Origin of the sequence: Pararhizobium sp., from assembly GCF_965279435.1 — a bacterium.
Classification (GTDB): Bacteria; Pseudomonadota; Alphaproteobacteria; order Rhizobiales; family Rhizobiaceae; genus Pararhizobium.
In genome coordinates, this window is record NZ_CBDIHY010000003.1 from 3569249 (window position 1) to 3586067 (window position 16819).

Annotated in this window: 21 protein-coding genes and 1 tRNA gene; 13 read left to right on the forward strand and 9 right to left on the reverse strand. The window is 58.0% G+C overall.

All coding sequences use genetic code 11. From position 1 onward, the window contains the following. Position 1: 1 nt before the first annotated feature. Together ACQY8Q_RS23115 and ACQY8Q_RS23120 are read right to left on the reverse strand one after the other, a co-directional pair. Complete coding sequence (locus ACQY8Q_RS23115) at positions 2–844, reverse strand: SDR family NAD(P)-dependent oxidoreductase (protein ID WP_428428755.1); 843 nt, start codon at positions 842–844, stop codon at positions 2–4. A gap of 108 nt (positions 845–952) precedes the next feature. Continuing rightward, on the reverse strand, positions 953–1600 hold the full coding sequence (locus tag ACQY8Q_RS23120; RefSeq protein WP_428428757.1) for a ChrR family anti-sigma-E factor: 648 nt from the start codon (positions 1598–1600) through the stop codon (positions 953–955). Positions 1601–1910: 310 nt separating this feature from the next. On the opposite strand from ACQY8Q_RS23120, the gene ACQY8Q_RS23125 reads away from it, so the two are divergent. The 5 genes from ACQY8Q_RS23125 (at position 1911) to ACQY8Q_RS23145 (ending at position 5683) form a co-directional block, all read left to right on the forward strand. Beyond that, positions 1911–2951 (forward strand): cysteine synthase A, encoded by a 1041-nt coding sequence (locus tag ACQY8Q_RS23125; RefSeq protein ID WP_428428758.1) that lies wholly within the window; start codon positions 1911–1913, stop codon positions 2949–2951. Between the two features lie 8 nt (positions 2952–2959). Continuing rightward, entirely contained in the window at positions 2960–3706 is a 747-nt protein-coding gene (locus ACQY8Q_RS23130) for an alanyl-tRNA editing protein (RefSeq protein ID WP_428428759.1), read from the forward strand. Positions 3707–3710: 4 nt separating this feature from the next. Further along, positions 3711–4565 (forward strand): 3-mercaptopyruvate sulfurtransferase, encoded by an 855-nt coding sequence (gene sseA / locus ACQY8Q_RS23135; protein WP_428428760.1) that lies wholly within the window; start codon positions 3711–3713, stop codon positions 4563–4565. Positions 4566–4570: 5 nt separating this feature from the next. Then, a complete protein-coding gene (locus tag ACQY8Q_RS23140) occupies positions 4571–5137 on the forward strand; it encodes a GNAT family N-acetyltransferase (protein ID WP_428428761.1) in 567 nt (188 codons plus the stop codon). A 72-nt stretch (positions 5138–5209) separates the two neighbouring features. Further along, entirely contained in the window at positions 5210–5683 is a 474-nt protein-coding gene (locus tag ACQY8Q_RS23145; protein ID WP_428428762.1) for a DUF1203 domain-containing protein, read from the forward strand. A 49-nt stretch (positions 5684–5732) separates the two neighbouring features. Here the strand turns inward: ACQY8Q_RS23145 and ald are convergent, their stop codons facing one another. Beyond that, positions 5733–6851, reverse strand: coding sequence for an alanine dehydrogenase (ald, locus tag ACQY8Q_RS23150; RefSeq protein WP_428428763.1), 1119 nt, complete (start codon positions 6849–6851; stop codon positions 5733–5735). Positions 6852–7005: 154 nt separating this feature from the next. Between ald and ACQY8Q_RS23155 the strand changes: the two genes are divergently transcribed. Continuing rightward, a complete protein-coding gene (locus ACQY8Q_RS23155; RefSeq protein WP_428428764.1) occupies positions 7006–7467 on the forward strand; it encodes an Lrp/AsnC family transcriptional regulator in 462 nt (153 codons plus the stop codon). Between the two features lie 19 nt (positions 7468–7486). Here ACQY8Q_RS23155 and ACQY8Q_RS23160 read toward each other — a convergent pair whose 3' ends face one another. Together ACQY8Q_RS23160 and ACQY8Q_RS23165 are read right to left on the reverse strand one after the other, a co-directional pair. After that, positions 7487–8731 carry a diguanylate cyclase gene (locus ACQY8Q_RS23160; protein ID WP_428428765.1) on the reverse strand — a complete coding sequence of 415 codons (1245 nt, stop codon included), beginning with the start codon at positions 8729–8731 and terminating at the stop codon, positions 7487–7489. Positions 8732–8932: 201 nt separating this feature from the next. Continuing rightward, on the reverse strand, positions 8933–9250 hold the full coding sequence (locus tag ACQY8Q_RS23165; protein ID WP_428428766.1) for an HlyU family transcriptional regulator: 318 nt from the start codon (positions 9248–9250) through the stop codon (positions 8933–8935). 109 nt (positions 9251–9359) lie between these two features. Between ACQY8Q_RS23165 and ACQY8Q_RS23170 the strand changes: the two genes are divergently transcribed. Continuing rightward, positions 9360–10244: an alpha/beta hydrolase gene (locus ACQY8Q_RS23170; RefSeq protein WP_428428767.1), complete on the forward strand. Its 885-nt coding sequence runs from the start codon at positions 9360–9362 to the stop codon at positions 10242–10244. 22 nt (positions 10245–10266) lie between these two features. On the opposite strand, the gene ilvA is transcribed toward ACQY8Q_RS23170, so the two are convergent. Continuing rightward, positions 10267–11514 (reverse strand): threonine ammonia-lyase, encoded by a 1248-nt coding sequence (gene ilvA, locus ACQY8Q_RS23175; protein ID WP_428428768.1) that lies wholly within the window; start codon positions 11512–11514, stop codon positions 10267–10269. A 180-nt stretch (positions 11515–11694) separates the two neighbouring features. On the opposite strand from ilvA, the gene ACQY8Q_RS23180 reads away from it, so the two are divergent. Beyond that, positions 11695–12309 (forward strand): hypothetical protein, encoded by a 615-nt coding sequence (locus ACQY8Q_RS23180; protein WP_428428769.1) that lies wholly within the window; start codon positions 11695–11697, stop codon positions 12307–12309. A gap of 4 nt (positions 12310–12313) precedes the next feature. Here ACQY8Q_RS23180 and ACQY8Q_RS23185 read toward each other — a convergent pair whose 3' ends face one another. Continuing rightward, complete coding sequence (locus tag ACQY8Q_RS23185) at positions 12314–13069, reverse strand: competence/damage-inducible protein A (RefSeq protein ID WP_428428770.1); 756 nt, start codon at positions 13067–13069, stop codon at positions 12314–12316. A gap of 163 nt (positions 13070–13232) precedes the next feature. Between ACQY8Q_RS23185 and wrbA the strand changes: the two genes are divergently transcribed. Together wrbA and ACQY8Q_RS23195 are read left to right on the forward strand one after the other, a co-directional pair. Beyond that, positions 13233–13832 carry an NAD(P)H:quinone oxidoreductase type IV gene (gene wrbA / locus ACQY8Q_RS23190; protein WP_428428771.1) on the forward strand — a complete coding sequence of 200 codons (600 nt, stop codon included), beginning with the start codon at positions 13233–13235 and terminating at the stop codon, positions 13830–13832. Positions 13833–14128: 296 nt separating this feature from the next. Then, positions 14129–14371, forward strand: a complete 243-nt coding sequence (locus ACQY8Q_RS23195) for a DUF2188 domain-containing protein (protein WP_428428772.1) — start codon at positions 14129–14131, stop codon at positions 14369–14371. Positions 14372–14678: 307 nt separating this feature from the next. On the opposite strand, the gene ACQY8Q_RS23200 is transcribed toward ACQY8Q_RS23195, so the two are convergent. Further along, complete coding sequence (locus ACQY8Q_RS23200; RefSeq protein WP_428428773.1) at positions 14679–14876, reverse strand: hypothetical protein; 198 nt, start codon at positions 14874–14876, stop codon at positions 14679–14681. Positions 14877–14972: 96 nt separating this feature from the next. After that, entirely contained in the window at positions 14973–15215 is a 243-nt protein-coding gene (locus ACQY8Q_RS23205; protein ID WP_428428775.1) for a hypothetical protein, read from the reverse strand. A gap of 208 nt (positions 15216–15423) precedes the next feature. Between ACQY8Q_RS23205 and ACQY8Q_RS23210 the strand changes: the two genes are divergently transcribed. From ACQY8Q_RS23210 to ACQY8Q_RS23220, 3 genes are all read left to right on the forward strand, one after another. Then, positions 15424–15508 (forward strand) — tRNA-Leu (locus tag ACQY8Q_RS23210). Between the two features lie 41 nt (positions 15509–15549). Then, on the forward strand, positions 15550–16047 hold the full coding sequence (gene gpt / locus ACQY8Q_RS23215) for a xanthine phosphoribosyltransferase (protein ID WP_318411742.1): 498 nt from the start codon (positions 15550–15552) through the stop codon (positions 16045–16047). A gap of 196 nt (positions 16048–16243) precedes the next feature. Further along, positions 16244–16810, forward strand: coding sequence for a hypothetical protein (locus ACQY8Q_RS23220; RefSeq protein WP_428428776.1), 567 nt, complete (start codon positions 16244–16246; stop codon positions 16808–16810). Positions 16811–16819: the final 9 nt, after the last annotated feature.

The following is a 16819-nucleotide window of genomic DNA, read 5'->3' on the forward strand; positions in this document are numbered from 1 at the left end:
TTCACACGGCTTGAGGGTTTCGCTCCAACGCCTCGACGGCCTGCCTATCCGTGACCAGCGGTCGTGTTTTCCACCCGGTCGCCTTGTTGATCAGCCAGAAATAGAAGCCATAGGGCAAGAGGTTGAGCAGCTTCATGACGTAGGTGAAGCGCTTTGGAAAAGTAATTTCGAAACCGCTGGATTTCAGGCCATCCGCAATACGATCCGCCGCCACCTCGGCGCTGACCAGGGCCGGCATCGGAAATGCGTTCTTCGCCGTGGCTGCCGTTTCGACAAAGCCGGGGTTAATGATCTGCAGCCGCACGCCGACTTTATCGAGATCAAACTTCAGGCTCTCCGCCATGTTGATCAGCGCTGCCTTGGTGGCTCCGTATGCAGCGCTTGTCGGCAGGCCACCATATCCGGTGACAGATGACACGATAGCAATCTGGCCATGTCCCCTCGCCTTCATATGGCGCACGGCCGGCAACAGACAGTTGACCGTGCCGTTCAGGTTGACCGCAAACGTCTTTTCGAAATCCTCGCGGTGCAGGTCTTCGCCGTGAACGGCAACGTAAACGCCGGCATTCAGGACTGCGAGCACCATCGAACCGTGCTCGTATTCAATCGCAGCCAAAATCCGTTCCATGTCGCGGGGATCGGTCACATCGCCATCGAGCACGATGATCTTGCCCGGTCCGGGCGATTCGTGCTGGAGTTTGACCAGTTTCTCGTGGTCGCGGGCTGTGACGACAACATTGAAACCGTCCCTGACCAAGCGCAGCGCCAGCGCACGGCCGATGCCGGAGCTTGCTCCCGTGACCCAAGCCAGACCCAACTCGGGGTGTGCAACAAAATTGGTCATCGGGGTTCCTTTCGCTGCTTCATCGCCGACCCCGGAAACCGGGATCACCAAACAATACGCATTGAAATGTAGTTTGTTCCCGCATTCGGGCCATTGTTCGGCAGGAACTCAACCGATCATGTCACCGAGCAATTGTCTCCAGGATCCAGTCAGTTTGACGGGGGCTTGGGAGACGGCAAAGCCGATGCAGGGGCATTCGGCTTCTGCCACGGGACGGTGGTCGATGCTTTCATCCGCCACCGATATGTCACCTTTGACGAAACGTCCGCGTGTGTCGTTGAAGGCGCCATCAAGAACCAGCGAAAGCTCGTAGCCTTCATGCGTATGGGCCGGGATCACGCGTCCCGGCTTCAGCCAGAAGAAGCTGACATCGCAACCGTCGATTTTTCCAAGGCTGTATTCCTTGAAACCCGGCAGCTTTCGTTTCCAAGGGATTTCGGCAGCGTCCAGCCCGGCAAACTCGCGAATGGCTTTCGGGAAAAGCGCGTTTTTGGGCTGCCCGGATGTCGGATCTGCCATAGGCAAGGAAGGAGCCGCGAAAATGGCTTCCAGTGCCTTGTCTCTTGATTGGAGAGAAACTGGCTCCAGATATTCGAGCATGTCTCCAACAACCATTTCATACTTGGCGACCTTCGCCCGATTGGTGGATTGCATCTCGAGATGTGCTTCGACGAGCACACGCGCCGGTTCCGGGAGGATGCCCGCAGCGTAACGTGCCATCAAGGCATCAACCGTATCGAGCTGAATATCAGCCATTCATTTTCAAACCTGTCTTGTCGGATTGCGCAGCGGAAACTATCGCCTCACTACGCCAAGGGTCAAGAAATGGATCACCCCGTTCGCGAAACGCCATCTGCCACTTTTGGGTCAATTTTTGTCCACGACAGCGCCGAGGTGAAACGCTATTTCTTGCTTCAACAGGAGCGGGGGGCGAAAAGACGCTAGGATTTCGGACCGTTGAACTGCAGGGGCTTTCTCGGCTTATGCAGTTTCCCATTTCCTGTTAAATCGCCATCCGTGTCAGGTTCGTGCCTGGCGCAATTGCCCGAAGCCAAGAGGTTCAATCATGCCCGTTCTGCCTTCCGTTCTCGATGCCATCGGCAATACGCCGCTGATCCGCCTCAAGGGTGCCTCGGAAGCGACCGGATGCACCATTCTCGGCAAGGCCGAATTTCTCAATCCGGGCCAGTCGGTCAAGGATCGCGCCGCGCTGTCGATCATCCGCCACGCCGAAAAATCAGGTCAGCTGAAGCCGGGTGGCGTCATCGTCGAGGGGACAGCCGGCAATACCGGTATTGGTCTTGCTCTGGTCGCCCAGGCGCTCGGTTACCGCACGGTCATCGTCATTCCCGAGACCCAGAGCGAGGAAAAGAAGGATGCACTGCGGCTTCTGGGCGCCGAACTCATCGAGGTTCCCGCCGTTCCCTACAAGAACCCCAACAATTACGTAAAGCTATCCGGCCGTCTTGCGGCAGAACTGGCAAAGACGGAGCCGAACGGCGCGATCTGGGCCAACCAGTTCGACAATGTCGCCAATCGCGACGCCCATGTCGAAACCACGGCTCCGGAAATCTGGCGCGATACTGACGGCAAGGTCGATGGCTTCATCTGCGCGGTTGGTTCCGGCGGTACTCTCGCCGGCGTCGCCCTTGGCCTGAAGGCGAACAACCCGAACGTCAAGATCGGCATCGCCGATCCGGAGGGCGCCGCGCTCTATGAATTTTACGCCCATGGCGAGTTGAAATCATCAGGCAGTTCGATCACCGAAGGCATCGGCCAGGGGCGTATCACGGCCAATCTCGAAGGTTTCACCCCCGACTTCGCCTACCAGATACCGGACGCCGAAGCCGTACAGCTGGTATTCGATCTTGTTGACAAGGAGGGCATCTGCATTGGCGGTTCCTCCGGCATCAACATTGCCGGCGCCATTCGTCTGGCAAAAGATCTGGGACCGGGACATACCATCGTGACGATCCTCTGCGACTATGGTAACCGCTATCAGTCGAAACTGTTCAACCCGGCATTTCTGAAGTCCAAGGGCCTTCCTGTTCCGGCCTGGCTGACGCGGAATTCCGGAATAACGGTGCCATACGAACCAGCCGGATAGAGCATATCATGACCACACTTCCTCTTTTTCGCGACGATTTCTATCTTTCAACAACGGAAGCAATCGTCACGGGAATACGGGAAGACGGCGGCATCGAGCTGGACCAGACGTGTTTTTACGCGACGTCTGGTGGCCAGCCCGGCGACAACGGTTTTTTCGAGCGCGCCGATGGCAGCCGAATCGAAATCGAGACCACCCGCCACGGTGACACCAAGAATATTATCGTCCATATCCCGGCAGCCGATCAGCCGTTAGCGCTGGTCGGTGAAAAGCTGGTGCTGCATATCGACTGGGCACGCCGCTACAAGCTGATGCGCATGCACACGGCCTGCCACCTGCTCTCGGTTGTCTGCCAGTACCCGATCACGGGCGCTGCTGTCGGCGAAGACGAGAGCCGTGTCGATTTCGACATGAGCGAAACCATCGACAAAGATGCCGTCACGGCCGCGATGATGGCGTTGGTTGACGGCAATCACCCGATCTATCTGCAGTGGATCACCGACGAGGAACTGGCAGCCAATCCCGACATCGTCAAATCGAAGAATGTCCGCCCGCCGGTTGGCCTTGGCCGCGTCAGCCTTGTCTGCATCGGCGAGAACGCCTCAGTCGATAGCCAGCCCTGCGGCGGCACGCATGTGTCCGAAACCCAGGAAGTCGGGGCGATCTACATCGCCAAGATCGAAAAGAAGGGTAAGGAAAACCGGCGTTTTCGCATTCGTTTCGGCACGCCCGATGCCACGTCCACCGGAGAATAAACCGATGACCGAACGGAAAAGCGCCTATGTCGTAACCGCCGATTGGCTTGAGCAGCGGCTCACCGATCCTTCTGTCAAAATTCTCGATGCGGCCTGGTATCTGCCGGCGCAGAAGCGGGATCCGAAAGCCGAATACGGAGCGGGTCATATTCCCGGCGCCGTGTTCTACGATCAGGATGCCATTGCCGATCTCACCAGCGGCCTGCCGCACACCATCCCCTCGCCCGCATCTTTTGCTGAGTCGGTCGGCAAGCTTGGAATCGCCGAGACCGACACGATCGTCGTCTACGACGGCCCCGGCATTTTTACGGCCCCGCGCGTCTGGTGGCTGTTGCGAACCATGGGTGCACAGTCTGTCTTCGTGCTGGATGGCGGTATCGACGGCTGGAAGGCGGAGGGCCGTCCTGTCACCACCGACGTCCCGCAGCCGGAGCCCGTAACATTCCACCCAAAATTCAACGGTGAAGCCGTGACCTCGTTTGCGCAAATGCGCGACATCGTCGCAAGCGGCTCTCGCCAGATTGCCGATGCACGCGGTGCCGCACGCTTTACCGGCGAGGAAGCCGAACCCAGAGCCGGCATGCGCTCCGGCCACATGCCCGGTGCCAAAAGCCTGCCCTCAGGCGTCTTTTCGACCGGTGGCAAACTCAAATCACTCGACGCGCTGCGCGAAACGATCGAGGCGGCCGGTATCGATCTCGACAAGCCGGTCGTCACCTCCTGCGGTTCCGGCGTCACGGCAGCGATCATCATGCTGGCGCTGCAATCGCTGGGCCACACCGACAATTCGCTCTATGATGGCTCCTGGTCCGAATGGGGCAGCCGGGCAGACACACCCGTCGTTACCGGGAAAGAATGATCAGCATGGCCGATGACAAAATAGTCAAAGCGCTCGACGTCCGCGTCACCGAACTGGAAATGACCGCACCGCCCAAGCAGAGCCTGCCGGTGCCGGTCAATATCCAGACCGCGATCATGCGCGTGCCGGAAATTCCGCTGCCTTTCTATCGTTTCCTCTACCTGCAGGTCGGCAAACGCTGGAACTGGGTCGACCGGCTGCGGATGGCCGATGTAGACCTGACCGCCGTCCTGCATGACAAGCGCAATGCCGTGACGGTGCTGTACGTCAATGGCGCGCCTGCCGGTTTTTTCGAACTGCTGCAGGTGGACGCGGATACTGTCGAACTCTCTCATTTCGGCATGTTCGAACATGCGCTTGGCCTAGGGCTCGGCAAATGGTTCCTGCTGCAGACGCTCTATGCCGCATGGAACTCCAATCCAAAAACGGTGCGTGTCGCAACCAACACGCTCGACCATCCCCGCGCGCTGCAACTCTACCAGCGCTTCGGCTTCTCCCCGGTGTCTACCCATGACGCTTCGGTTCAGCCGCTGAGCAATGACGAACTCCTGGCATTCGCTAACAGCCTCTGACCTCGGCAAGAATCGGGTGTTGCCCGCTTTGAGCGAATGTTAGGTCCTCCTCTGTCGAACAAGGAGGAACCGATGATCAACCTGCGCTATAAACCGATGCCGAGCGATCTTGCTGCGCGCTACCGGCGCCGCGAGCCCGATGCCTATGGCCTGACACCGGAACCGCATGTCTCCGATGGTCAAGGCATGCCCTGCCGCCATTGCCTCGCCAATATCGCCAAGGGCGATGGTTATCTCATTCTCGCTTATCGCCCCTTCCCCGAGCTTCAGCCCTATGCGGAAACCGGGCCAATCTTTCTGCATGCGGAACAATGCGAGGCCTATGCTGGTTGCGAGGCCGTTCCGCCGATCCTGACCACCAGCAAGGACTATCTTTTGAGGGGCTACAGTGCCGATGACCGGATCGTTTATGGCACCGGCGCCATAACGCCGGTTGACGGTATCCAAGCCCAGGCAGCCGAGCTGCTGCAACGTCCCGAGGTCGCCTATATCCACGTTCGCTCAGCCCGCAACAATTGTTATCAATGCCGTATCGAGCGCGCATGAAAACGGGGCCGGAAGATACCGGCCCCGTCTAATTCTACCGGCGATGGAATCAGGCGATCATCAATACGGCTTCCGGTGCGTGGCTCTCATACCCAAGCGCCTCGGCGACCGCCTTGTTGGTGACACGCCCCCTGTGGACGTTGAGGCCGGCACGCAGATGCCGGTCCTCGGCAATCGCCTTCAGGCCACGGTCGGCAAGCTGCAGGCCATAGAACAGTGTCGCATTGTTGAGCGCATGCGCCGAGGTCACCGGAACGGCACCGGGCATGTTGGCGACGCAATAGTGCACGATGCCATCGACTTCATAGGTGGGATCGGAATGCGTCGTCGCATGCGAGGTCTCGAAGCAACCGCCCTGATCGATGGCAACATCGACGATGACAGCGCCTTTCTTCATGCCGGACAGCATTTCGCGCGTCACCAGTTTTGGCGCAGCAGCACCCGGGATCAGCACGGCGCCGATGACGAGATCGGCTGAAAAGACTTCCTCTTCCAGTGCATCGATGGTTGAGAACCGGGTGTGGACACGCCCGGCGAAAAGATCGTCGAGCTGGCGCAGACGAGGAATGGAGCGGTCGAGAATGCTGACATCGGCGCCAAGACCAGCGGCCATGCGCGCGGCATGCAGCCCGACGACGCCACCACCGATCACCGTGACCTTGGCTGGCAGAACGCCTGGCACGCCGCCGAGCAGGATGCCGCGGCCGCCGTTAGCCTTCTGCAATGATGTGGCGCCGGCCTGGATGGCCAGGCGTCCGGCAACTTCCGACATCGGTGCCAGAAGCGGCAGCCCGCCACGATCGTCGGTAACGGTTTCATAGGCGATGGCTGTCACGCCGGAGCCAAGCAGTCCCTTGGTCTGTTCGGGATCGGGAGCAAGATGCAAATAGGTGTAGAGGATCTGACCCTCGCGAAGCTGCGCCCATTCGCCAGGCTGCGGCTCCTTGACCTTGACGATCATGTCGGATTTTTCAAAAATGTCCTTGGCCGTTGCAACGATTTTCGCCCCGGCCGCGCGATAGCTGTCGTCTTCCGCGCCAATGCCTGCGCCGGCCTTGGTTTCGATGATCACCTCGTGGCCATGCGCCACATATTCCCTCACCGATCCGGGTGTTAAACCGACACGATATTCATGGTTTTTGATTTCCTTCGGGCAACCGACACGCATCTTCGCGTTCCTCTCCTATGCAGCTTTCGCCGTCGTTGTTTTACCCGCGTAGCGAAACAGAAAGATCACCGCATGTCCTTGCAAAATGAAGGGGTGATATCGTAATGTTTCGCAGATTATTGCGTTTTTCTGAAAAAATTCGAAGGATATTCGATTGGCAGCAATGGATGCAATTGATGCTGCGATCCTACGGATCCTGCAGCAGAACGGCCGGATCGCCAATGCAGAACTGGCCGAGAAAATCGGCCTGTCGGCTTCTGCCTGCTCGCGCCGGGTCGATATTCTCGAGAAATCCGGCGTCATCAGCGGCTATCATGCGCGCCTGTCACACAAGGCACTCGATTACCGCATCATGGTCATCGTTCACATCTCGCTGTCAGGCCAATTTGCCAAGACCCTGACCGAGTTCGAAGCGGCGGTAAAGCTCTGTCCGAATGTGCTGGTCTGTTATCTGATGTCAGGCGAATACGACTATATCCTGCGCGTTGCCGCCAAGGACCTTGAGGACTACGAGCGCATTCACCGGGACTGGCTTTCGGCCCTGCCCCACGTGGTCAAGATCAACTCCAGCTTCTCGCTGCGGGAGATCATTGACCGGCCGAATGTCGGCGTCTGAATGCCCTCGGCATGAAGTCTCAGGCGTTTCCAACCACGCAATTGCGTCCTCTGCGCTTGGCTTCATACAACCGGATATCGGCCTTCGACAGCAGATCGCGCGTCGTCATTCCGTCGATAGGGGTTGAGGCAATACCGATGCTGACGGTGACCGCCGACTTGTCCGGTGTCATCACGTCCATCAGCACACGTTGGCGCAGTTGTTCAGCCCTTGACAATGCACTGGCGTGATCAAGCCCATCACAGAGAATGACGAACTCCTCTCCACCATAGCGGAAGAGGTGATCGCTCGGGCGCAGGCCGGACTGAATGGCGTCGGTGATGGATTTCAGCACCCGGTCGCCTTCGAGATGGCCAAAACGGTCGTTGATGCTCTTGAAGTGATCGGCATCGATCATGATCAGACTGATGACGCTGCCCGACGCCACCGCGTGGCGGATCAATCGTGGCGCTTCGAACTCGAAACGGCTGCGATCAAGCACGCCGGTGAGCATGTCGCGTCCCGACTTCGACAGCAGATCCTCGTAACGCTCCCGGAATGTCAGCGTGTTGAAAATATCGCCGATCGGTTGCCGCGCGACGGCAAGCACCGAGTGGCTGGAAAAATGCAGATAGGCCCCGAGAATCAGCGAATAGACGACCGCCGCCGCCATCTTGGCAATCCAGCCGCCCCAGAACACTTCCGCCGGTGCGTCGTTGAGCGCATGCAGTGCGAGATAGAACCCGGCCTGGTCGAAGGTCAGCACCACGACACCGCAGATGAGAAACCGCAAGGTGAGCATTCCGCGCATCCAGCGGCCGATCCGTTCGTAAAGCAGAATGATCAGCAGCGAATCCAGATAGAGCAGCAGCGTTCCCCACAGCATCAGCCAGCCCATCTCGTCGATGAAGGCGAGGTCGGCACTGCGGTTGGGAACAGCCGAAACGGTCTGGTGCATCTGCAAAAGCAGGCTGAGCGCGACGGTGATGAAATTGCCCGCCAATAGGCCGTAGATCGGCTGACGCACGGTTGCCGCGTCCTCCTTCACGTAGAGCAGAAGGATCATCAGCAGCTTGCCGGCAAACAGCACAGCAGAACCCGGCGAAATGACGCCGAATGGCAACTGCACGTAAAAGACGGCTGCAAGATAGGTCTCGATGAAATGCAGGACGCCGAGTGCTGCGATGAAGACGCCAAGGCCCAGGCGATGGCGCAGATGCAGCAGCGTGACCATGACTGCGACGTAGACAAGGCCTTCGCAGAAAAACAGGACTACATTGGTCATCGCCGGACATTCACTCGGATTTCAATATACGAATCTATAAACGGCAAATTTAAAGAAACGTTTAGAGGCTGTTGCCTGGGATTGCTAAAAGCGCTTCGAAGGGCGTTCTGCAAAAGCCGATCGCGTGCGGTCTTTCAACGTTTCGCAGCAAAGACCTCTGCCGTTGGCAGATCGAACAACAGAGATTTCAATTGTCTGGAATTAGACCTGCCGCGAGGCGATATCGTCGGCAAACAGCGATGGGCCGTGCTGGTCGATGATCTGATGCGCTTTTCGCAAGGTTGCGTCGATCACATCTTGTTCCGACGCGAAAACGTCGGCGCGGATGAATGTTCGAACACGAACGCCGCCGTCGATCTCTTTTTCAACCGAACCTGCCAGCCTGAATTGGGAACCCTCCTTGAGAGGGGTCGCGCGGATCAGGCAGTCACCATAGGTCTCCGTCTTGCCGGAAGACGCAGCCGTCTCGGTGCCGGAGCCATTGGAAAAGCCGAACAGTTTTGACAGAAAAGAAGCCATGCGAAAGACTTAACTCATGGCAAACAGAGCTGTCAAAGGCTAAGTTCTTCCATCAGCAATCAGCTCGAAGGTATGAGGAAAATGGAATGACAAGGGCGTTGTCGCGATCATGACCTCGGGCTTTTCTGCCATCGGATCGATCGGCGATGTCGAAGCATACCTGGATGCCGGCGAATCGGTCTTCCCCGATATCAGGCCGGGTTTGGCCAAGCAGGTCGTCTGGGCCGATCCTGCCGCAAAGCGCCGCACATCGCTTGCCATTGTCTACATCCACGGATTTTCCGCCTCCAAAGGCGAGGTTCGTCCCCTGACCGATCTGGTGGCGACAGCGCTAGACGCCAACCTGTTTTATACGCGCCTCGCCGGTCATGGCCGCGGCGGTGACGCGATGGCTGAGGCCTCGGTGGCCGACTGGAAGGAGGACATGCGCGAGGCGCTGGCTATTGCCGCCCTGCTCGGCGAGCGAACATTGATTATTGCAACATCGACCGGCGCGACACTGGCCACCTGGGCACTTTCGCATCACGCATTGGCCGCAGGTGTCGAAGGCGCCGTTTTTCTCAGCCCGAACTTCCGGATCAAGGGGCGCGGCGCTTTCCTGCTGACTGCGCCGCTCGCCCGTCTGAGTGCGCGCCTCATCCTTGGCCGCCGCCGCTCCTTCGTTCCGCTCAATACCCTTCATGCCGCCTATTGGACCACGGACTATCCGGTCCGCGCGCTCCTGCCGATGGCATCACTGGTCGCGAAAGCCCGGCGGCTGCCCTTTGAAACGATAGCAACTCCGACACTGTTCATTCAATCGCCGGGCGATCAGGTTGTCGACGCGCGGCAAACATCTGCTGTTGCTACGCGCTGGGGCGGTCCAACCATAATGCTTGACCCGGGTGCACTCAGCGATCCCTACGCGCATATGGTCGCGGGCGATGCCCTGTCACCACAAACGACAGGGCAGATCACGAAAGACATCATAAACTGGTTTAATAAAATATCTTAATATTATGATATAAAAGAAAATATCAGATCACAAGGTTGGCCAATATCTCGTTATTGGTGATATCCTGGTAATGCAAACCGGCACTGTCGAAGGCCGCTTTCAGCCTTGGAAAATTCTCCGGATGTTTGGTTTCGATGCCGATCAGGATCGAGCCGAAGTTTCGCGCCGATTTCTTCAGGTATTCAAACCGGGCGATATCGTCTTCCTCGCCGAGCAGGCCGAGAAAGTCTTTCAGCGCACCCGGGCGCTGCGGCATCCGCAGGATGAAGTATTTTTTCAGGCCCGCGTGCCGCATGGCCCGCTCTTTGACATCAGGCAGACGTTCGAAGTCGAAATTGCCACCGGAAACGACGGCGACAACGGTCTTCCCCTCCAGTGCTTCGCGCCCCAGCGTTTCCAACGCCGTGATCGACAAGGCCCCAGCCGGTTCCAGCACGACGCCTTCGACATTGAGCATGTCGGTGATCGTGACGCAGATGGCATTTTCCGCCAGAAGCAGAACCTGATCTGTTGAGAAGTGTTTAAGTGCTGCGAAATTAAGGTCACCGATACGCCCGACGGCGGCACCATCGACAAAATTGTCGACCTGATCGAGTGTCACCACCGATCCGGTCTCCAAGCTCCGGCGCAGGCTCGGTGCCCCTTCCGGCTCACAGAAAATGAACGCTTCGGACCGGATAACATCTTTCAGATAGCCGGTCATGCCGGCGGACAGTCCACCGCCACCGACGGGCATGATCACCAGATCCGGAACGACGCCTTCGGGCAATTGTTCGATCATCTCGGCCGCGACGGTTGCCTGCCCCTCGATGATATCGGCATGATCGAATGGCGGTACCATGACACCGTCGATCCGCTCCACATGCTCGCGTGCCGCCTGATAGCATTGGTCGAAAAAGTCGCCGACCAGCTTGATGGTGATGAACTCGCCGCCGAATATCCGCGTCTTGTCGATCTTCTGCTGCGGTGTCGTCACCGGCATGAAGACCACACCCGGTACGCCAAAATGCCGGCAAACGAAGGCAAACCCTTGTGCGTGATTGCCGGCCGATGCGCAGACAAAGGTCTTGCCGGTACCACCGGCCGCAATCACCTTGCGGAAGAAGTTGAACGCGCCCCTGATCTTGTAGGAGCGCACCGGCGAAAGGTCCTCGCGCTTCAGATAGATCGTCGCGCCGTAACGCGCGCTCAGATGATCATTGAGCTGCAATGGCGTTGCCGGAAACAATGTGCGCAAAGCCTCGACGGCATTATCAACGTCCTGCTTCATGGAATGCGGTCTTTCGTTCGGGTTCGTATCGCCCTGCCTATGCCACATCACAGTTGGCTAAACCACAGCTATTCGTCATTAAGTGGAGTGTGTAACTCACCTTTCGCGATGGTGCCCCGCCTTGACTCCATCCCGCAAATACAGAACATCCGGAAGCAACGCAGGATCAGGGGAGAGACAATGCGCACCGGCAATCGAAGAAGCGGTCTGACGGCCGCAGTCAGCGCGATCCCACTGCTGTTGCTGCTGACAGGCTCCGCCCTCGCTGGGCCGCTCGCAGACGCGGCAACGAAAGCCGAGGCACTGGCAGCGTCTGGCGATACGCGGGGGGCTCATGATCTCCTACGCTCGGCAACAAGTACCTTTTCAGCGACGCTGCCCTTTTCGATCGGCACGGCGGTGTTCGTCGCCGCAGCTCCGGTCGGCTATGCAATGTATGAGCCCAAGCCGCAGCCTGTGTTCAAGCCAGGCGAAGCCCTCGTTTCCTATGTCGAACCCATCGGCCTGACCTGGAAGCCAGCGGACGTTGCCGGCAAGGTGCAGACCCACTTTACCGTCGACCTGGATATTCTCAGCGCTTCGGGCGAAACGCTGGCCAACCAGAAGGCTTTTGGCAATTTCACTTTTACCAGTTTCCTGCGCAACCAGGAAATCTACGCGACCCTGACCACGGATGTCAGCGGTGCTGCAGCCGGCGATTATATTCTCCGGTTTCATTTCAACGATCTGAACAGCGGCAATTCCGCAAGCGTCGATCAGAAATTCACGATCGCTGCCGCATCTCCAGCGCCATAACCACTCAGGCCTTGTTTTTCGACGCCGCGATTGTCTCGATCATCGTCTTTACATCCGCCTCCGCCGCATCAAGCAAGGCCTCGTCGCGGGCACGGATGACGAGGTCGGTCGAAAACGACGTACCGTCAAATTTCGGGTAGGATCCGATGCTGGTCAAAGGATGCGCCTTCTGCACCTCGCCGAGCGGCCCGCCGATATCACCCTCCCCGAAAGGCGAGCGCACGGTGCGGGATTTGACCACCGTGCCACTTTGCAAGTGCGGCAGCAGCGCATCCAGCATGGCCTGGAAGACCTGCGGCACGCCGGCCATCACGTGAACATTACCGATAATAAACCCGGGTGCGGTCGATACGGCGTTGGGAATATGACGCGCCCCGTTTGGCATACGTGCCATGCGCCGCCGTGCTTCGGTGAACTCAAGGCCGCGCCGCTCATACATGGCACCAAGCAGGGTCATCGCTTCCGGGTCATGAACGCATTCGACGCCGAACGCCCGCGATACCGCATCCGCAGTAATGTCGTCATGGGTCGGGCCGATACCACCGGAGGTGAAGACATAGTCATACTCAGTCCGCAACCCGTTGAGGGCTGCAACGATCGCCGGCTCGTCGTCGGCGACGATGCGGACTTCCTTCAGGTCGATACCGGCGAGCGTCAGTACATCTGCCAGATGGCCGATATTCTTGTCCTTGGTTCGTCCGGAGAGCAATTCGTCGCCGATGGCGAGCATGGCGGCGGTGACGATTTTTTCGCTGGTCATCGGAAGGTCCTGTGTAAAACCGGGATCGTTCAGTCAAAAACCAGACTGTCTCTTATTCTCGAACAGTCTGTCGCCCGCTTCGTTTCGGACAACGGACAGGTAAACTGATAAATCTTCTCTCCAGTGGCAATCAAGCGGAATTGCCAACTCAAAGGAGAATACGATGGCTAAGGTATTGGTGCTTTATTATTCGGCATACGGACATATCGAAACCATGGCCTACGCGGTCGCCGAAGGCGCCAAGTCCACAGGCGCCGATGTCACCGTCAAGCGTGTACCGGAACTGGTACCAGCTGATGTCGCCAAGGCCTCCCATTTCAAGGTCGATCAGGCGGCCGAAATCGCCACTCCGGATGAACTGGCCGATTACGATGCCATTATCTTCGGCGCCGGTACGCGTTTCGGCACCGTCGCATCGCAGATGCGTAATTTTATCGACCAGACCGGTGGCCTGTGGATGAAGGGTGCACTTGTCGGCAAGGTCGGCTCGGTCTTTACATCCTCGGCAACCCAGCACGGTGGTCAGGAATCCACCATCCTCGGCTTCATCCCCACCCTGATGCACCAGGGCATGGTCGTTGTCGGCCTTCCCTATGCCTTCCAGGGGCAGATGGGCGTCGACGAGATCAAGGGCGGTTCCCCCTATGGGGCGTCAACGATCACCGATGGTGACGGGTCACGCCAGCCGTCGGCAAACGAACTGGAAGCCGCGCGCTACCAGGGTGCCCATGTTGCCAAGATCGCGGCCAAGCTATCGGCCTGAGGCGCAAGCCACATCAACCGAGTGAACGTCAAGGGCGGCCGTAAGGTCGCCCTTTTTACGTCCGTGCCGGAAGGCCAGATAACGGCGATAACAGATGGATAGCCGGAGGATCCATCGCGCCCACCGGAAAAATGGAAAACCCCTCCGATTTCGTGTTACCGTGAGATGCCGCGACGCACGGAAGGAATTCGCAACGCGGATTTGGGCGACGGGAACGATTGCCAGTATCGGCCGTTCCTGTCCGGTCACGTCGGCTCCATGAGATATGGAATGCGGCGCACTCCAGGGAGTACGAAATGACCAAAGTGATCTATGCAATCGTCGAGCATGACGGCGGATGGGCCTACAAGCTTGCCGACGTATTTTCCGAGACCTTTTCGAGCCGGGACCTAGCTTTGGCTGCAGCCAAGGCAGCAGCGGCAGAACAGCAGGTCGGCGGTGACGACGAGGAAATCAGTTTTCAGGACCAAAGCGGTCGATGGCATTTTGAACATGCGGATGGCGGCGACCGGCCGGAAGCCGTTGTCGAAGATCAATAGACCTGGCAATCCCCCATCGGGACAAAATATTTGACCCACTGACGAGCCAGACCACAATGCCCCTCTCCGGCGCCGAAGAGGGGCTTATAGTTTGGTGCTGAAAAACGCCGAGTTTCCCTCCCTCGGCGCCGCTGTTTAAAGCGTCGTTACGCCGAGGCATCAACTGAAACCGTTGATTAACCTTCAGAGGTAGGGTTAATGGCCACGCCACCAGCAGGCGGTAAATTAGCCACTGGCACCCCTTTTGTTTTTACGGCAATCCACCGTGCCATTGGTCTTCGGCAACCAATGGCGGGATATTGCGCGTCTACGCCGCCTTCGCGGTTCTTTCCTTCGGGATTTGCCGGGCCTCGAGAATGGCCATGCAGATCAAATAGCTCAGCATCACATTCTGATCAGCATCGGCCAGCAATTTTGCAGCCTGTAGAAGATCCGTAACATGCGTTTTATCCGACATCGGAAACCTCATCTTTTCAACGATTGCGGTACCAATAGTAATATTCAATTTTCATCATTCAACTGCAAGTTCTTGCCGATTATTATCGCCAGTTGATTTTTTTAGCAATACACGCTATCTAGCGCCAATCCCGAAGAAGCCAACTTACAACAATACGGCCCTGTCCAGCAGGCCCGCCAGCCTGAACCATTCGTCGATACTGGCTTGTACGGCGGCTTTGGCATCATCCAGCGTGTCGGCCGACTGGAAATCGTAGCGTATCGTGCCGTTGCAACCCGCCACCATCCATTTCCAACTTGTCTGACCGTCATGTTGCAGCACATAGGCCAGTTCCTGCTGGCCAAGCATGCCGGCAAACGAGCGATTGCGGATCGGCTTCCACGTCAATGGGATTTCTTGCAACACGTCGGCTATGCCCCAGCTTATGATTCATAAATAAATATAAGGCTGCCGCGGTCTTGGCATAACCCTGTGGTTTGAGGGGTTTTCGAAAATCGACTATTATTGCTTAACCGGGGCCAAATTCGTCATCCGGATCGTGTTTTAAAAAACTGCCTATTGACCTTAAAGCCCGAGTGTTTGAAAGGGAAAGCAGGCGGACGTGGCGAAACTGGTAGACGCAAGAGACTTAAAATCTCTCGGAGAGATCTGTACGGGTTCGACCCCCGTCGTCCGCACCACTCCCGAAACCGGATGCCTCGATCAACTGGAGCTTGAGCACATGTCACTTCCTGAAAAAGCATTTCCCGTTTCCTGGGACCAGTTTCACCGTGACGCCCGTGCGCTTGCCTGGCGCCTCGCCGACAATGGTGGCGAGTGGAAGGCGATCGTCTGCATCACCCGTGGTGGCCTCGTCCCGGCGGCCATCGTCTGCCGGGAGCTGAATATCCGGCTGATCGAGACCGTCTGCGTTGCCTCCTATCATGACTACGATGCTCAGGGGCAGATGTACGTGCTCAAGGGCATTTCGGAGGAATTGAAGGCCGATGGCGGCGAAGGTGTCCTGATTATCGACGACCTCACCGACACCGGCAAGACCGCAGCCGTGGTGCGCGCCATGCTGCCCAAGGCCCATTTCGCCGCCGTCTACGCCAAGCCGAAGGGCCGGCCACAGGTCGATACGTTCGTCACCGAAGTCAGCCAGGATACCTGGATCTACTTCCCCTGGGACATGGGCCTCACCTACCAGGAGCCGATCGCCAAGGGATCGCGCGGCTGAAGAGTTTTGGTGAGGCGGCTCAGCGGCCGCCCGCATACAAGACGTATCGAATATTCCTGTTTGAACAAGGAACTGTTCTGCTAGATTGAAGCACCTTGCGCGGTACCGTGCGGCGCAAGTAGGCGCCGAACGGAATGCCGCAAGGCTTTTCTGAACGGATCGCAGAGGGCAGATGATCGTGGGCAGGACATTCTTCATGGCTGCGGCTGGCGCGGTACTCTGTCTGATACAGATTGCGCCGTCAAAAGCCGGCGATGTCCATGTCGAGCCGGTCACGGCCTATGTCGAAGCCAATATCCGGGCATGGATCGAAGATCCGGTCATAATCGAAGCGCTGAAGAGCCAGAATGTGCTCCACGCCCGCCTCACCCAGGCTGCCATCGACGACCTGGACGCCACCTGGCGCACCGAATTTGCGAGCGATGTCCATCCCCTGATCGATACGGTCACGGGTAATCCGCTGTCGGCATTCCTCAAGGACAAGCAGATCGCCTCGGGCGGCGTCATCACCGAGATCTTTGTCATCGACGCCAAGGGCCTGTCGGTTGGCGAAAGCGAGATGAGTTCCGATTATTGGCAGGGGGACGAGCCGAAATGGCAAAAAACCTATCTTGCCGGGACCTCGACCCTCTTCGTTGACGTCGCGGAGAAGGATGAATCGACGCAGATGCTGCAATCGCAGGCCAGTCTGACCGTCTCCGATCCACAGACAGGACAGCCGATCGGTGCCATTACTGTCGGCATCAATCTCGACGCCCTCTAGGCCGCGCCG

Bases quoted from the DNA above. Each gene is read 5' to 3' on its own strand.
- ACQY8Q_RS23115 (WP_428428755.1), bottom strand. From the start codon at position 844: ATGACCAATTTTGTTGCACACCCCGAGTTGGGTCTGGCTTGGGTCACG.
- ACQY8Q_RS23120 (WP_428428757.1), bottom strand. From the start codon at position 1,600: ATGGCTGATATTCAGCTCGATACGGTTGATGCCTTGATGGCACGTTAC.
- ACQY8Q_RS23125 (WP_428428758.1), top strand. From the start codon at position 1,911: ATGCCCGTTCTGCCTTCCGTTCTCGATGCCATCGGCAATACGCCGCTG.
- ACQY8Q_RS23130 (WP_428428759.1), top strand. From the start codon at position 2,960: ATGACCACACTTCCTCTTTTTCGCGACGATTTCTATCTTTCAACAACG.
- sseA (WP_428428760.1), top strand. From the start codon at position 3,711: ATGACCGAACGGAAAAGCGCCTATGTCGTAACCGCCGATTGGCTTGAG.
- ACQY8Q_RS23140 (WP_428428761.1), top strand. From the start codon at position 4,571: ATGGCCGATGACAAAATAGTCAAAGCGCTCGACGTCCGCGTCACCGAA.
- ACQY8Q_RS23145 (WP_428428762.1), top strand. From the start codon at position 5,210: ATGATCAACCTGCGCTATAAACCGATGCCGAGCGATCTTGCTGCGCGC.
- ald (WP_428428763.1), bottom strand. From the start codon at position 6,851: ATGCGTGTCGGTTGCCCGAAGGAAATCAAAAACCATGAATATCGTGTC.
- ACQY8Q_RS23160 (WP_428428765.1), bottom strand. From the start codon at position 8,731: ATGACCAATGTAGTCCTGTTTTTCTGCGAAGGCCTTGTCTACGTCGCA.
- ACQY8Q_RS23165 (WP_428428766.1), bottom strand. From the start codon at position 9,250: ATGGCTTCTTTTCTGTCAAAACTGTTCGGCTTTTCCAATGGCTCCGGC.
- ACQY8Q_RS23170 (WP_428428767.1), top strand. From the start codon at position 9,360: ATGACCTCGGGCTTTTCTGCCATCGGATCGATCGGCGATGTCGAAGCA.
- ilvA (WP_428428768.1), bottom strand. From the start codon at position 11,514: ATGAAGCAGGACGTTGATAATGCCGTCGAGGCTTTGCGCACATTGTTT.
- ACQY8Q_RS23180 (WP_428428769.1), top strand. From the start codon at position 11,695: ATGCGCACCGGCAATCGAAGAAGCGGTCTGACGGCCGCAGTCAGCGCG.
- ACQY8Q_RS23185 (WP_428428770.1), bottom strand. From the start codon at position 13,069: ATGACCAGCGAAAAAATCGTCACCGCCGCCATGCTCGCCATCGGCGAC.
- wrbA (WP_428428771.1), top strand. From the start codon at position 13,233: ATGGCTAAGGTATTGGTGCTTTATTATTCGGCATACGGACATATCGAA.
- ACQY8Q_RS23195 (WP_428428772.1), top strand. From the start codon at position 14,129: ATGACCAAAGTGATCTATGCAATCGTCGAGCATGACGGCGGATGGGCC.
- gpt (WP_318411742.1), top strand. From the start codon at position 15,550: ATGTCACTTCCTGAAAAAGCATTTCCCGTTTCCTGGGACCAGTTTCAC.
- ACQY8Q_RS23220 (WP_428428776.1), top strand. From the start codon at position 16,244: ATGGCTGCGGCTGGCGCGGTACTCTGTCTGATACAGATTGCGCCGTCA.